Genomic DNA, 14,979 nt, shown 5'->3' with positions numbered 1-14,979 from the left:
GGGCGGTGGGTGTCGCGGCGAGGACGCGCAGCGGTCTCCGAGCGGCGGCCCCACCGCTGGTCGTGGGGCCCGTCGCACACGACGCGACACCCACGACCTTTCTCCGCCAATGCGCGAACCTATGCAACTCAGTGCTAGGTGTAGTCCAGCGCCCACTTGCCCGGGCCACCCTCGCCCGAGGCGCTGCGCCAGAGGTCCAGGCACGCCTCCGAGGCGTTGTGAGCCGCGAGGTGGTCCAGCAACAGGGCGTGCATCTCGGCGCAGACGTCCGGGTGGTCGGCGGCGAGGTCCTCGCCGGCCAGCGGGTCAGCGGACAGGTCGTATAGCTCCGGGTGACCGGTGGCCCCCACCGGCGCGTAGCCCCACTGCTGCGTGGTCACAAAGGGGGTCGGGGCCTTGCGGGGCGGAGCACCCGCGGGCGCCTGCAGGAAGCAGCCGCTGATGGCGGCGTCGCGGTGGTTGGCCCGGCCCGTCCGCACGGCCCCGGCGAACGAGCGCCCTTCGAGCGGCCTGGGGGCCTCGATGGCGATGCCGGCCAGTTCGCTGAGCGTGGGGATGATATCCACCGGCTGGGCGAACAGGTCGAGGCTCTGCCCGCGCGGCACGTCGCCCCCGGCCAGCAGGAACGGCACGTGCCCGATCTCGGGGTAGATGGGCCAGTAGCGCTCATCGGCGTCGTTGATGTTGGACTTGCCGGTGCGCTGGTGCTCACCCAGGGACATGCCGTGGTCGCTGGTCACGGCCACGATGGTGTCGTCCCAGAGCTGCAGGTCGTCGAGCTTCTGCAGCACCCGCCCGACCCAGCGGTCCACCAGCTCCGCCTCGGCGGCGTAGTGGGCCCACAGGTTGTGCAGCTCGGCCTCGGTGTAGGCAGACGCCGGACCGTAGTTGGGGTGCAGCATCGGCGGGCCGGCGTAGTCCGGGTCATAGCGGCGCACGAGGTACTCAGGGACGTCCCAGGGCTCGTGCGGGTCGAAGAAGTCCACCCACAGGAAGAACGGCCCCGCCTCCGAGTTCTCTTCCAGCCACCGCATCGCCGTGCTGCCGGTCTTGGCGGGGAAGGTGTCGGCCTCGCCTTCCGGGTAGCGGTTCACCCAGCGGTGTATGTCCACCAGCGTGTGCCCGCGGAAGTCCGGGCGCAGGCGGGTCTTGTCGCGGGACACGACCGTGGGGATCGGGTCATTGAGGCGCAGCAGAGGGCGGTCGGCCTCCTGGCCGCGGTGCTGGAACGCGGCGTCGAAGGCGTGCTGGAAGCGGGCGTTGAACAGGTGCGGGCAGTCGCAGATGAGCTGGGTGGCGTACCCGTGCGGCCGCAGCAGCGCCGCGATGTGGTTGGGGCCGCTGACATCAATGGGCTGCCAGCCGTAGTGCGGCCACCCCAGGACGCCGGTGGCGACATCCGCGCGGTGGGGGATGGTGGGGAAGCTCCCCGTGTAGAAGCCCTCAATGGCCGTGGCGCGGTCGGCGGCGAAGCGGTCGAGTTCGGGCGTGCGCACCGGCCGTGGCGCGCGGGCGCCCAGGTTGTCGTACCGGAAGGTGTCGGTGATGATCAGGACGAGGTTCTTGGGCATGGTGTCTCCTTCGTGGATGTCCTCTCCCCGGGCCGCTTGTTGCCTGACAGGGCAGGCGAGCTCACAGGACCCAGTAAGGCAGGCGGCCTCGCCTGCCTGACCTCACGGTGCGCGGGCGAGGCCGCCCGCGCTACTGGGAACTGCGCGCGATCCGCAGACCACAAGGCGGACCAGGGCGTCACTCGAAGCGCCAGGGCGCCACGACCGGCCCTGACGAGGTGACCTCCTCGACGTAGCAGCCTGTCTGGGGAGCCGGAGCGGCGCCCTTGTGCTCGCCGCTGGCCAGGACCCGGTAGGCCACCACGCCGTGCCAGCGGCCGTCTGCCAGCCGCAGCACCGCCCCCGACGGGTGATCCACCAGCCAGACCCCGCCGCCGGGAGCCGGACCGAAGGCCTCGCGGGCGGGGCGGGCGACCAGCGGCTTGTCCAGATCCATGCGCGCGGCGTTCAGCGGCCACAGGCATAGCGTCTGCCGCCCGCTGCCGGGTTGGTTGGCGGCGATGTAGGGCGTGCCATCGGCGGCGCAGCCAATCGAGATGGGGCCGGGGCTGTGAGCGTTGGGGAGGCAGAGCACGGAGCCCCACTCGGGGCCCTCCTGCTGCTTGTGCCAGACGCGGACATCGGGGGTGCTGACCACCAGGCGCCACTGCGGGCCGTCGCCCTGCTGGCGCCAGACCTGAACCTGGGCCAGCCGCTCGTTGCCCGAGCCCCGCGCGCTGAACAGCAGCGCCCCGTCGCGGTCCCGCACCAGCGACGGCTCGGCCCAGCCCATGCCCGACGGCGTCACGGGCGAGAACGCGGCAAACTGCCATGTGGCCCCCACGCGCTGCCAGCGGGACACACCGGCGGCCTGTCCGGTGTCGCTGCTGGCGGACACGGCCAGGAGCAGGTCATCCCCGTCGGGGATGGCGTTGGTGATCCCGGGCGCGCTGATCCGCCACGCCCCGGCCATGGGGTAGGGCTGCTCCAGACCCGATGCGGAGCGTACCGACCCGAAGCGCCGGCCGTCGTAGGTGAACTGGTGCACCTCGCAGCGATGGACGAACTTGTCGCTCCAACTGAAGTGCCCCTTGTCGTTGATGGGGAACGAGATGGCCTGGCAGAGGCCGAAGCCCGTGCCGGCATGGGGGTGGGGCGTGCCGTCTGCCCGCTTCGCCCCCAGCGGGACGAAGCCGCCGATCATCGGGAACTTGAGCACCAGGCGCGCCTTGCCGTCGGGGCCCTGCTCGCGCTCGTTGCGCGAAAGCGTGACGGCCCCGTCGGCGTGGATCGTGGCGAGGTCGTCGAACAGGATGGCATCGGTGCCGTTCTCGTAGTCCCACATGTCCACCCCCTCAACGCGCACATTGCCAAAGACCGCCGCCCGGCCGGGTGCGACCTGGAAGGGAAAGCCCAGGCCATAGGCGAGCACGGCGTCCCGCGTGGAGTCACGGGGCGCTGTCAGGTCCACCGCGCCGGCGGTGACAGCGGTGACCTGTGCCGCTGTGGGGGCAGTCAGCGCCCCGGCGAGGAGCGACAGGAGGAGCAAGCCGGGCAGTCTGCAGGTGCGTGCGGGTCGCGGCATGGCGCTCAACTCCGCGAGAAGCGGCCTCGCCCACCAGTCGGCTCCCGCTTCTCCATGGGATGCACGGCCGACCGTCTCAGCAGACGAGCGACGCCCTAGGCCCCCAGGCCGAAGATGCGCTGGGCGTTGCGGTACAGGATGTTGCGGCAGTCGTCCTCGGTCAAGCCCGAGAACAGCACGCAGCCGATGCCATAGCGCGGGTCGAACCAGGGATGGTCGTCGCCGAAGGTGATCTTCTCGCTGCCGGCGATGTCCACCATGAGCCGAAGCACCCCGCGCACCGCATAGGCGGCGGTCAGTTCCAGAACCACGTTCGGGTAGTCGCGGGCGATCTCACAGGCCAGTTGCCATTCGCCGTAGCCCGAGTGGCCCATCAGGAAGGTGACGTGCGGGTAGGCCTCGGCCACCTGCCGCCACAGCCCCGGCCCGTCGAAGCTGCTGCCACCCCAGGTGTGCAGCAGGATAGGCAGCCCGTGCGCCTCGGCATACTCCAGCGCGGGCTTGTAGTGGTCGCCGGTGATCGGGTACTGGTAGTAGTCGGACAGGAACTTGAAGCCCACGAAGCCGTCGCACTGCTCGAACTCAGCCACTTCCTGCCGCACGCGGTCGGGGTACAGCGGGTTGATGGCCCAGTAGCCCTTCAGCCGGTCGGGATAGCGCGCGATGATGGCGGCATAGTTGCGGTTGCCCAGTTGGGTATCCACCAGGGCCTCATGCGCCGCCGCGATGAGCCAGCGTATCCCGGCGCCATCCATCATCTCGATCACGCGCTCAGGGGCGCAGCGGGGGAAGTAGATGGCCTTGTACGGCCCGAAGTGGGCGTGGGTGTTGATGACCGGGCAGTCAGGCGAACGGCCGGCGGTGAGGAATGATTGGGTGAGTGGGTTCATGGTTGTCATCCTGTGTGTGGTCCGAGCCTATGGTCGGGCGTCACGACCCAACAGCTGCCGGCTGGAAGCCGGCGCTCCTACGACAACGGCTGCAGCCCCAGCAGCCTCCTCAGGTTCCCTCCCGCCACCCATTCCCGCTCCTCGTCCGTGATCTCCGCGTGCAGCAGCGTCAGCATGGGGCCGCCCATCGGGGTGTGCGGGAAGTTCGTGCCGAAGTAGAGACGGTGCGGGCCGTACTTCTTCACGACCTCCGCTATCCCGCCGTCCAGCTCGTAGCGTGAGGTGTCCACCCCGAAGTTCGGGAAGCGCGCCATGAGCGGGCGGAAGAGGCGGTCCTCGCCCCACGGGCCCTGGCCCACGATGATGAGATGCAGGTTCGGGAAGTCCCGCAGCACCGCGTCCGCCGTGGCGTAGGCGTCCAGGCCGCCACTGGTCTGCTGGCGGGGCAGGAAGAGTGGGATCTCACGGGCGACCATCTCGTCGAATAGCTCCCCGAAGGTCGTGGTGTTCAGCAGGTAACGGTGGTCGGCGGGGAAGGCCCACAGGGACCGCACGCCGGCTTCGTCCATGTGGCGCAGGAACTCCTCGACCGTCCCGAGTTCCTCTGTCTGCGGCGGGAGGATAGCCCACGTAGGGGTCAGGCGATCCTGGCCGGCGAGGTCGTGCGAGGTGAGCGGATTGCCCACCTCGGGCGTCTGGTCCGAGACGGCGAGGTTGCGCACCAGCGCACGCCCGATACCGCACAGGTCCATCTCGGCGATGATCGCGTCCGGGGTCAGCGCCGGGGCCAGCGGCGGCTTCATCGGCACCCCGTAGGCGCAGTTGCAGTCGAAGAACTCCATGGACAAACACCCTTCCTCAGCCGAGCGTGCTGTGCCGTCAGTTCGGGCGCGTGGGGCAGGAATCCTGCCGCGGCCCCCGGACAGGGAGGAATCCGCGTGGCCCCCGGACAATCTATCACTAGCTGCACAGCGACTCGGACTGGCGCCAGCATCTGCGGACCGGGAGTGAAACGTCTTGGCGAGAATACGGGAACTGAAGCCGAAGGACTTGCGATGGCGCTGCCCGCTGAAGCATTTCCAGTTCAAGGACACGGACGGCCTGGAGGGCGTCCCCGGCCCCATCGGACAGGAGCGCGCGGTCGCAGCCCTGGATTTCGGCGCCGACATCCGCAGTGAAGGCTACAACGTCTTCATCACCGGCACCAGCGGCACCGGGCGGAACTCCACCGCGCGCACCGAACTCGAGCGCCGCGCGAAGGACATGCCTGCCCCGGACGACTGGTGCTACGTCTACAACTTCGAGGACGCCCATCAGCCCCGCGCGTTGCGTCTGCCCGCCGGTATGGGCCCGACCTTCCGCGACGATGTCGCGCGCATGCTCACCGACATGCGCCAGATGCTGGGCAATGTCTTCGAGAGCGACGAGTACAACGACAAGCGGGACGCCATCATCAAGGAGTTCCGCCAGGAGCGCAACACCGAGTTGCAGGCCTTCGAGCAGGAGGCCCAGGAGGCGGGCTTCGCCCTGGGGCGCTCTCCCGCCGGGCTGATCGTCGCTCCGGCCGTCGAGGGCGAGGTGATGACGCCACAGCAGTACGGCGACCTGAAGGACGAAGAGCGCCAGCAGCTTGACGCCAAGCGCGAGGAGCTGCAGCAGAAGCTGGGCGAGATCATGCGGCGGGGGCAGCGGGATGAAAAGGAGACGCGCGAGCATGTGCGCCAACTCGACCAGGAGGTCGCCCGCGAGGCCGTGGAGCCGATGTTCGAGGAGCTGCGCGGCAAGTACGCCGCCGTGGCCGGTGTGCTTGAGCATCTGCAGCGTATGGAGGCCGACCTGATCGAGAACATCAGCATGCTACGGCGCGACGACGACGAGGGTGTGCCCCCGGGCCTGCCGCCCCAGCTGATGATGGGCATGCAGCAGAAGAACCCCCTGGAGCGCTACGAGGTCAATGTCCTGGTCAGCAACGACCCCGAGAACGGCGCTCCCATCATAGATGAAGCCAACCCGACGCTCGACAAGCTCACCGGCGAGATCGAGCACCAGGCGCAGATGGGCGCCCTGGTCACCGACTTCAGCCTCATCACTGCCGGCGCGTTGCACCGTGCCAACGGCGGCTTCCTCATCGTGGAGGCCCTGCAGGTGCTGCTGCGGCCCTTCGCCTGGGAAGCCCTCAAGCGCGCGCTGAAGAACAAGGAAGTCAAGATCGAGTCCCTGTCCGACCAGTACCGGTTCATCTCCACGCTGACCCTGGAGCCGCAGCCGATCCCCCTGGACATCAAGGTCATCCTGATCGGCAACCCGTTCATCTACTACCTGCTCTACGAGCACGACGAGGACTTCGGCAAACTGTTCAAGGTGCAAGCCGACTTCAGCACCGAGATCGCGCGGGATGACGACGCGCTACAGCAGTACGCGCAGTTCATCGCCCATGTCGCCCGGCGCGACGGGCTACTGCCCTTCGAGCGCTCGGCGGTCGCCCGGGTCATCGAGCAGGGGGCGGAGCTGGCCGGCGACCAGCAGAAGCTGACGGTGCGCCTGCTGGACATCGCCGACCTGGTGCGGGAGGGTTCGTTCTGGGCGCAGAAGAGCGGGCGCAAGAGGGTCCAGGCCCAGGATGTCGAGCACGCCCTGGAACAGAAAGTCTGGCGCTCCAACCGGATCGAAGAGCTGATCTTCGACATGATCCAGGAAGGGACGCTCATGGTGGAGGTGGCCGGGGAGGTGGCCGGGCAGATCAACGGCCTGTCCATCATGCAGTTGGGTGACTACATGATCGGCCGGCCGGGGCGCCTGACCTGCCGCACCTTCACCGGCCGCACCGGCGTCATCCAGATTGACCGCGAGGCCAAGCTCACCGGGCGCATCCACGACAAGGGGATGCTCACCCTCTCTGGCTTCCTGGGCGACCGCTTCGGCCGCAACGAGCAGATCCAGCTCTCGGCCACGCTGTCCTTCGAGCAGCTCTACTCCGAGTTGGAGGGTGACTCCGCCTCCTCGACGGAGCTGTACTGCCTGCTCTCCAGCCTCGCCGACGCCCCGGTCAAGCAGGGGATCGCCGTCACCGGCTCGGTGAACCAGATGGGCGAGGTGCAGCCCATCGGCGGCGTGTCGCGCAAGATCGAGGGCTTCTTCAAGACCTGCAAGCTCCTGGGCCTGACCGGGGACCAGGGGGTCATCATCCCGGCGAGCAATGTGCGGCACCTGATGCTCCAGCAGGAAGTCGTAGATGCGGTGGCGGACGGGCAGTTCCACATCTGGTCGGTCCGCACGATCGAGGAGGGCATTGAGATCCTCACGGGCATCCCCGCCGGCAAGGCCAACAAGAGCGGCGACTACCCGGAGGACACCATCTACGGGCGCGCGCAACAGCGCCTGCGGCAGATCGCCGAGGCCCTCCGCGAGGAACACCGCCGCGAGCGCGAGAACGAAGACGAAGAGAACGACGAGCCCACCAAGCCGCTAAGCGAGGGCAAGCCCAAGCCAGAGAAGAAGCGGCGCAGTCGCTAGCATCCTGTCGCAGCAGTGGGCATGGCACATGAACGGGCAGGCGATCTCGCCTGCCCGTGACGTTTGGCCCCCTGCCACCGCAGGGCCGTCCAGCAGTAGCCCAGGCTCTTCGCGCCAAAATGCCGCTTGACAGTCGAACAGATGTTTGATAGCCTGAACGCCAGGCCGCCCTCATTCGCCGTGCATTGGGAGGTGCATCGCGATGACCCATCCTGAGATGCCCCCGGCTTTCCTCGGCTCTGTTGCCGCGCTGCTGCTGGCCTGCGCCGCCGGCGCCCTTGCCGCCCCCCTCGACTACAGCCAACTCACGCTGCGCGGTAACGGCCATGTCCAGGACCACTTTTCGCTGGCCGTCCAGGCGGCAGCCCGCCTGCTGGGGCGCGACCTGGACTACGAGACCCTCTACGTGCTCTCCGGTAATGCCTTTGCGCCCTGCGTCGACCCGGGCGAGAGCTGCACCTCCTGGTGGATGACGGCGACCGGTCGCGACGTCTCGGTGGACCTGGTCGCCCGCCGGCTGGGGCTGCAGTTCCGGCGCCTCGCGACCCCCGGTCGCGCCGCCGCGCCGCCGATGCCCCCCGCAGGGCCCGCCCGCGAGGCATGGATGCGGGACTACTGGCGCAAGCCGGCCGTGCCGCTGATCCGTGAGGCACAAGCGCGCGGGGAGGTTGTGCTGACAGGCAGGGAGTGGCCGGTGCGCGGGCCGCATGGGTTCATGCCCTGGTGCTGGTGGGGAGTCATCGTCAGCGCCGCCGATGACGGGACGATCCTGGGCGCAGGCCTCAACGGGTTCCGCGACAACCCGCTGGACGGTGTGGACGACATGCTCGCGCTCAGCCTCGGGGCGCCGGCGCTCAGCCCCGAGCAAGCAGACTTCGAGGTACTCTGCCGGGCCGTGTCGCGGATCCACGGCAATGCCACGCCCTACCACCCGGGCGCGCGGACGGTGTATGGTCTGGCGGCGGTGGACCGCTGGATCGAGCGCATGGGCCAGGTGCCGTTCTGCGCCGACTGCAAAGAGCAGAGCGCAAGCTGTGCCCACGACACCGCGCGGCCGATGCTGGAGGGCGCGCAAGTGGCGGCCCGGTACCTGCGCCGCCTGGCAGCGGGGGCGACCTCCGGTGCGCAGGGGCACCTGGCTGCTGCCGCCGGGTGCTATGAGCGCATTGCGGCGCTGCTGCGCCCGGCTGTCAGGGGCGATGGCGGCGAGGCGTATGCCGCCTTCATCGGCGATCTGGGCAAGCAGCAGGCGCATGTGGCGGAGGTACTCCGACCGGCGCGCACGGCGTTGGCGCAGGCCGCTGAGGAGATGGCGGCGGCCCTCGCCGCGACCGCCCCGAAGACGGTGAGCCTGAGCGACATCCCGCCGGGGCAGGGCGACGGGAATGGGTGCGGGCGCGGCCTGCAGGTGCTCCTGGCGCGGGAGGGCGTGGCTGCCGACTATGACACCCTCATGGGGGACCTCGGCCTGGCGTTCATCACGCAGGCGAGCGACCAGGCGGCGCACTACGACGGCGCGGTGGACGTGGGGTGGTGGCCGTTGGAGCCGGCCTGCAGCCGGGCCTATCTGCCCTTCGTAAGCCAGGTGGTCGGCCGCCGCCTCGAGGCGTGGGATGGCCTGGCGTCCTGGCAGCCGAACCTGGCCAAGAACGAGGACGTCATCGCGCAGGTACGCGTGGCCCACACCCTCGCGGCAGGTCGGCCTGTGCTGGTCAACCACGACTTCTGGAAGGTCGTGACGGCTACCGACCAGGACCCTCAGCCACTGCTCGGCTTCTGCCCGTGCACCCCGAAGACGACGCCGGAGCGCCTGCCCGGCCCGGCCTGGGAGTTCGTGGCCGTGGGCGAGCCAGTCCCGCAGCTAGACCGCAAAGAGGCCGACCTGGAAGCCCTGCGGCACGCGGTGGCGCTAGGACGAGACCACGTGGCCATGCCGGGGGGATACGTGACCGGACAGAAGGCCTATGCACTGTGGGCGGCCGCGCTGCGTGACCTCGCCCATCTGGGACAGGCGCGGTGGCACAGCAACATGGTGCTGCATCTGGGTCTGAACCGCCATAGCGCGCCGGTGTACCTGGAGCAGATGGCGGCCCGACACCCCGGCGCGAGAGCCACTCACCTGCTGGCCGCGGCGGAGTTGTACCGGCAGAGCCTGCGGTGCCTGGCGACGGCCGACACGAGCCAGGCGGCGATGACGAGCCCGGCCGGACGCGAGACGCTGGCGCGGCTGGTAGAGGAGATGGCGGCGCTGGAGGCCCGCGCCGTGGGCGAGTTGGAGGCCGCGCTCGCCGCGGCCGGATAGTGCCCGGCGACTCGGGGCGGGTCCCTGTCCCACGCTTGGCGTCGGCCGGGCTTCGGTCTATAATGCACGCACGATGAAGCTTGCGCTGCACTCCCTCGTGGCCCTCAACCTCCTGACGCTGGGGTGGGCCCAGGCGCCGCCTGCCGCGGTGCCGCCCCCGCCACAAGTCTGCGTCGTTCGGACGAAGCTGGACCTCGACCCCGCCCCCGTCGTGCAGGACGGCGCGCTCATCGGCCCGTGGGGGCAGATCGCGCGGGCCATGGGGGCGCGCGTGACCTGGTATGGCGACGAGAACCTGCTCGTCATCGTGGGCGCGGCGGGCAAACGGCTGCAGGTGCAGCCAGGCCAGCCGCTGACCATCGAGGGGGAGCCCGTCGCGCTTAGCCCCGTGGCCACGCTCTCGGACGGCAAGCTGATCGGCCCGGTCAAGCCGCTGGCGGAGGCGCTGGACGGCGTCCTGCAGTGGGAGCCGAAGACGCAGCGGGCCACGATCTACGGCAAGCTGCTGCGCGTGGCGACACACGCCGCTGAGCGCGGCGCCGGCGTCAGCTTCGTCACCTCCGTCCCGGTCTCGCCCCAACTCGATCAGATGAGCAGCCCGCGGCGCAGCTTCGTGGACCTGGCGGGCCTGTACGTGGCCGGGCAGCCGGGAACGAACTATGTGAATCTGGCGGGGTTGCTGCGGGTGCGGGCGGCGCAGTACACCGACAAGCCGCCGATCGCGCGCGTCGTGCTCGACCTGCGCGAGGGGGCGCCGACGGTCAAGCTGCAGCCCCGTGAGGACGACTGTGGCGGCCGCCTGGTCGTGGGCGACGTGACAGGCAAAGAGCCGCTCGTGCAGCGCCTGCGTCCGAAGCTGCTCAAGCTGCTGGCGGCCTCGCACGAGCCGGACACGCTGACGGTCACCGCCTTCGTCTCCGACCCGTTGCCCCCGGTGTACGATGTACTGCGCGAGCCCTACCGGGTGCTGCTGGACCTGTCGGGCGCCGAGGCCACCGAGGCCCTCATGCCCGCCGCTGAGAAGCTGCCCTTCGTGCAGCAGTTCCGGCTGCTCGATCCGGGCCGCGTCGTGCTGTACATGGACGAGTTGGTGCCCTTCACAGTCCGGGCGCTGACCGACCCGGACCGCCTGCAGATCGTCTTCGCGCGCGACCGCCTGGCCGGCAAGCGGATCGTGGTGGACCCCGGACACGGGGGCAAGGACTCCGGCGCGCGCGGCAGCTTCCTGCTGGAGAAGGATGTCAATCTGGACATGGCGAAGCGCACCGTGGTGGGGCTCGCCACGATGGGCGCGCGGCCCTTCCTGACCCGCGACGCCGACTTCTTCGTGGACCTGTACGCCCGCCCCCGCATGGCCAATGAGCTGCCGGCTGACCTGTTCGTCAGCATCCACTGCAACGCCACCGGCTCTGGCTGGCGGGGCTCAGGGACCGGGACGTACTACCACCGCGCCCGCAGCAAGGGACTGGCGATCGTGATGCAGGACACCCTCGTCCCGAAGCTGGCTAGCCGCGACTATGGGGTGCACTGCGAGAACTTCTGCGTCACCCGCGAGACGAACATGACGGCGATCCTCATTGAGACGCTGTTCATAGACAACCGGTCCGAGGAGAAGCTGCTGGCTCAGCCGCAGTTCCGCCAGCAGATGGCAGACGGCGTCTGCGAGGGCCTCCGGCGCTACCTGGAGGGGACGAAGTCCGTGCCGCCGGCGACGCTGGTCGAGCCGAGCGGGTAGGCGGCTGTAGGGCGGGGGCTCGTACCCCGCCCCATGAACCGGGGACATTCGGCGGGGGACGAGCCCCCGCCCTACAGGGAGACGACCGTGATCCGTGGCGATGGCCGTGAGAACAACGAACTGCGCAAGTGCACGATCAAGCGGGGCATCAACCGCTACGCCGAGGGTTCGTGCATGATCCTGATGGGCCAGACGAAGGTGCACTGCACCGCCAGCGTGGAGGAGCGCGTGCCGCGGTGGCTGATGGATGGCGACCAGGGGTGGGTGACGGCGGAGTATGGGATGTTGCCGCGCGCGACCAAGGAGCGGACGCAACGCGAGGCGCAGCAGGGGCACCTCGGCGGGCGCACCGTGGAGATCCAGCGGCTCATCGGGCGCAGCCTGCGCGCGGCCATTGACCTCAAGCAGCTCGGCCAGCGCACGATCACGCTCGACTGCGATGTGCTGCAGGCCGACGGCGGCACCCGCACCGCCTCAATCACCGGCGCCTTCGTGGCCCTGGCCGAGGCCCTCCATGCCCTGCAGGAGAACAAGCTCCTCAAGCGCTGGCCGATGTCCGAGCAGGTGGCCGCGATCTCACTGGGCATCGTGTCGGGCGAAGTGCTGCTGGACTTGAGCTACGAGGAGGACTCGCGCGCGGGGACGGACATGAACCTGATCATGACCTCGGGCGGGCGGGCCATTGACGTGCAGGCCTCGGCCGAGGGCGCGCCGTACAGCATCGAGCAGCTTCTGGCGATGATCGAGCTGGGGAAGTCGGGTCTGGCGATCCTGTTCGAGAAGCAGCGCGAGGCGCTGGCCGGGATCGGGCCGTTCTAGTCGTTGGGAGCACGGCTCGCCAGAGCCGCGCAGGCCCCGCGACCGGCGGTGGGGCCCGTCGCACACGACGCGACACCCACCGCCTATTTCGGCGCGAACTCGCGCAAGTGAACCCGAGCCACTTGCCACTCCCTCAGTACCGCCCCTCCTCCTTCATCACCTCCAGCATCGGGCGCGGCTCGTCCAGGGGGAAGTGGACCTGCTCGTGGCCCCGGCGCTCCGACTCGTAGAACCCCATGATGACTTCGAGCGCCGCCCGGCCGTCAGCGCCGGTGCAGCGCGGCATCTGTCCGGTCTGCAGGCAGGCGACGAGGTCCTGCGCCGCGTTCAGGACCGGCGTGCCCTCCCAGGCAGGCGACGGGAGCGTATCCTCCGCCAGCCGCCACCACCAGTCCTCGGCCACATCCTCCGACCGCACGGCCTGCTGCGCGCGCTGCTCGCCGCCGAGCGTCACCAGCCCGCGCTCGAAGTGCAGCTCGAGGCGGAAGTGCGAGTGCTCCGTGAGTTCATCCACGATCGTGACGCCCTGCACGCCGGAGACGAACTGGAGCAGGCCGAGCGCCGTGTCCTCGACGCGCAGGTCCTGCCGGTAGCGCCGCTCCGCGGTGCCCAGGACCCACCGCACGTCGCCGGCGAAGAAGCGCATGATGTCGTACATGTGGACCGCGTCGTGCAGCATCGGCCCCTCGTGCTCCGCTTCCCAGTCGGGGAGCGGCTTGCAGCCCTGGCAGTATCCGACGAGGTGCAGCAGGCGCCCCCAGCGCCCAGCTTCGGCATCCCGCCGCACCGCCTCGAAGAGCCCCGACCAGCGGCGCGAGCAGTTCACGAGCAGGCGGCAGTCGTGCTGCGCACAGGCCGCGATCATGTCGTCACACTCGCCCAGAGACAGCGCCATGGGCTTTTCGCAAAAGATGCCCTTCGCCCCGGCTTCGGCGGCGGCGATCACCTGCTCGCGGTGGAGGCCGGGCGGCGTGGCGATCGCGACGATGTCGAGGCACTCGCGGGCGAGCATCTCGCGGAAGTCGTGGTAGAGCGCCGTGACGCCCCAGCGCTTCCCGAAGCGCTCCAGGCGCTCGCGTCCGCGGTTGCATCCGGCGACCAGTGCACACTCGGGGAGGGCGCTGAAGGCCCCGGCGATGCTGACCGGGTGCTCGCCGAAGCGGTCCTCGAACTCGCTGCCGATGCGGCCGGTGCCGATGAGGCCGACGCGGTACTGTGGCAAGGCGTTGCCCTCCGAGGGGGAAGCGATGTCAGTGCGAGTGCATCCAGAAGTCCCGCCGCGCCAGCGGCAGCGGCACGCGTGCCCCGCCCTGGCGGTGGGACTCGATGATCCCGAAGGCGATCTCGGCGGTGTTCACCGCGCGGCGGATGCCCTGGCGTGTCTCGCCATCGGTCTCCAACGCCTGCAGCAGGTCGCGGATCAGTCGCACCGTGGGGCTGGTGCGCTCGAACTGGGGGAACGGGGCCGGCTGGTAGGTGATGTAGCGGCCGTCGCAGACGTTCTGGCGGCGGCGGAGCGCGAAGTCCACGCCGTTGTTCATGATGGTCACGGCGCCCTCGCTGCCGATGGCGGCGAACTCCGCCCACAGGCCGGTGTTCAGCAAATGGCACATCACGCCATTGCTGAAGCGCACCTGGCCCAGACCCGAGAGGTCCTCATGCCACCGGTCGGCGTGCGGGTCGAAGTCCGTGTTGGGTACCGTGCCCTGCGCCCAGTCCAGGCCGGGGTCGCCGGCCAGGTACAGCATCAGGTCGAAGAAGTGGCTGGCCGAATGCAGCATCCCGCCGACGGCGTAGGTGATGACCGCCTGCAGGTGCCCGAGGTCGCCGCGCTCGATCATCTCCCGCACGGACTCCATCCCCACGGCCCAGCGGCGGAGCGTGCCGGTGTTGAACTTGATGCCGTGGCTCTCCACGGCGGCGACCATCTGGTCGGCCTCGGCGAGCGAGCAGCACAGGGCCTTCTCGCAGTAGATGGCGCGGGCGCCATGTTCCGCCGCGAAGAGCACGGCCTCGCAGTGGTGGGTGGCGGGAGTGGTGATGCTGACGATGTCGGGCCGCTCGCGCTCGATCATCTCGCGGTAGTCCGTATAGCCCCGCGGCACGCCATAGCGCTGCTGGAGGCGCTCGACTTTCGTCCGGTCAAGGTCGGCGAAGGCGACCAGCTCGATCTCCGGGACCTTCATGTAGCCAGCCGCGTGGGAGTAGGGGAGGCTGGAGGCCGCGTACTCCACGACCTCGTCGTCAATCGTCCCCGCCATGCGCCCCGCGCCGATGATGACCGCCTTGTACCTGACCATGGGTAGGCATCTCCGTGTGCGGTGGCGTTCCGTCGCCCTTGCGCGCGTGGGGACACGCGCGCCCACGCGGCCATCTCGCCATCCGGTCGCGGTCGGTGACCGCTCCCACGCCCTCCTCGTCCCCTCGTCCCCTCATCCCCTCATCCCCTCATCCCGCCATCCCGCCATCCCGCCATCCCGCCATCCCGCCATCCCGCCATCCCGCCATCCCGCCATCCCGCCATCCCGCCATCCCGCCATCCCGCCATCCCGCCATCCCGCCATCCCGCCATCCCGCCATCCCGC

Annotated in this window: 10 protein-coding genes; 4 read left to right on the top strand and 6 right to left on the bottom strand. The window is 69.6% G+C overall.

Translation table 11 applies throughout. The features are described 5' to 3' along the window. Positions 1-134 precede the first annotated feature (134 nt). The 4 genes from LLH23_17530 to LLH23_17515 form a co-directional block, all read right to left on the bottom strand. Positions 135-1,571 carry a sulfatase-like hydrolase/transferase gene (locus tag LLH23_17530; protein ID MCE5240268.1) on the bottom strand — a complete coding sequence of 479 codons (1,437 nt, stop codon included), beginning with the start codon at positions 1,569-1,571 and terminating at the stop codon, positions 135-137. A gap of 178 nt (positions 1,572-1,749) precedes the next feature. Beyond that, the gene (locus tag LLH23_17525) at positions 1,750-3,135 is read right to left on the bottom strand and encodes a hypothetical protein (protein MCE5240267.1); all 1,386 of its coding nucleotides are present in this window, start codon (positions 3,133-3,135) and stop codon (positions 1,750-1,752) included. A gap of 95 nt (positions 3,136-3,230) precedes the next feature. Further along, positions 3,231-4,025 (bottom strand): amidohydrolase family protein, encoded by a 795-nt coding sequence (locus LLH23_17520; GenBank protein ID MCE5240266.1) that lies wholly within the window; start codon positions 4,023-4,025, stop codon positions 3,231-3,233. A gap of 77 nt (positions 4,026-4,102) precedes the next feature. Next, a complete protein-coding gene (locus tag LLH23_17515; protein MCE5240265.1) occupies positions 4,103-4,867 on the bottom strand; it encodes an amidohydrolase in 765 nt (254 codons plus the stop codon). Between the two features lie 175 nt (positions 4,868-5,042). Between LLH23_17515 and LLH23_17510 the strand changes: the two genes are divergently transcribed. The 4 genes from LLH23_17510 to rph all read left to right on the top strand — a co-directional run bounded on the left by LLH23_17510 (position 5,043) and on the right by rph (position 12,394). Further along, positions 5,043-7,538 (top strand): AAA family ATPase, encoded by a 2,496-nt coding sequence (locus LLH23_17510; protein ID MCE5240264.1) that lies wholly within the window; start codon positions 5,043-5,045, stop codon positions 7,536-7,538. 202 nt (positions 7,539-7,740) lie between these two features. Beyond that, a complete protein-coding gene (locus LLH23_17505; GenBank protein ID MCE5240263.1) occupies positions 7,741-9,840 on the top strand; it encodes a hypothetical protein in 2,100 nt (699 codons plus the stop codon). Positions 9,841-9,913: 73 nt separating this feature from the next. Continuing rightward, on the top strand, positions 9,914-11,575 hold the full coding sequence (locus LLH23_17500) for an N-acetylmuramoyl-L-alanine amidase family protein (GenBank protein ID MCE5240262.1): 1,662 nt from the start codon (positions 9,914-9,916) through the stop codon (positions 11,573-11,575). Between the two features lie 90 nt (positions 11,576-11,665). After that, positions 11,666-12,394, top strand: a complete 729-nt coding sequence (rph, locus tag LLH23_17495) for a ribonuclease PH (GenBank protein MCE5240261.1) — start codon at positions 11,666-11,668, stop codon at positions 12,392-12,394. A gap of 133 nt (positions 12,395-12,527) precedes the next feature. On the opposite strand, the gene LLH23_17490 is transcribed toward rph, so the two are convergent. Both LLH23_17490 and LLH23_17485 read right to left on the bottom strand, forming a co-directional pair. Next, positions 12,528-13,616: a Gfo/Idh/MocA family oxidoreductase gene (locus LLH23_17490; protein MCE5240260.1), complete on the bottom strand. Its 1,089-nt coding sequence runs from the start codon at positions 13,614-13,616 to the stop codon at positions 12,528-12,530. 28 nt (positions 13,617-13,644) lie between these two features. Next, positions 13,645-14,694, bottom strand: coding sequence for a Gfo/Idh/MocA family oxidoreductase (locus LLH23_17485; GenBank protein MCE5240259.1), 1,050 nt, complete (start codon positions 14,692-14,694; stop codon positions 13,645-13,647). Positions 14,695-14,979: the final 285 nt, after the last annotated feature.

The sequence above is a fragment of the bacterium genome (genome assembly GCA_021372615.1).
Lineage (GTDB): Bacteria > Armatimonadota > Zipacnadia > Zipacnadales > UBA11051 > JAJFUB01.
Note: the sequence above shows the minus strand (reverse complement) of the source record. Positions and strands in the feature narration are given on the sequence as shown.

What these genes read in the sequence shown, in the direction of transcription:
- LLH23_17515 (MCE5240265.1), bottom strand. Translation starts at nt 4,867, where the DNA reads ATGGAGTTCTTCGACTGCAACTGCGCCTACGGGGTGCCGATGAAGCCG.
- LLH23_17485 (MCE5240259.1), bottom strand. Translation starts at nt 14,694, where the DNA reads ATGGTCAGGTACAAGGCGGTCATCATCGGCGCGGGGCGCATGGCGGGG.
- LLH23_17505 (MCE5240263.1), top strand. Translation starts at nt 7,741, where the DNA reads ATGACCCATCCTGAGATGCCCCCGGCTTTCCTCGGCTCTGTTGCCGCG.
- LLH23_17500 (MCE5240262.1), top strand. Translation starts at nt 9,914, where the DNA reads ATGAAGCTTGCGCTGCACTCCCTCGTGGCCCTCAACCTCCTGACGCTG.
- LLH23_17520 (MCE5240266.1), bottom strand. Translation starts at nt 4,025, where the DNA reads ATGAACCCACTCACCCAATCATTCCTCACCGCCGGCCGTTCGCCTGAC.
- LLH23_17525 (MCE5240267.1), bottom strand. Translation starts at nt 3,135, where the DNA reads ATGCCGCGACCCGCACGCACCTGCAGACTGCCCGGCTTGCTCCTCCTG.
- LLH23_17530 (MCE5240268.1), bottom strand. Translation starts at nt 1,571, where the DNA reads ATGCCCAAGAACCTCGTCCTGATCATCACCGACACCTTCCGGTACGAC.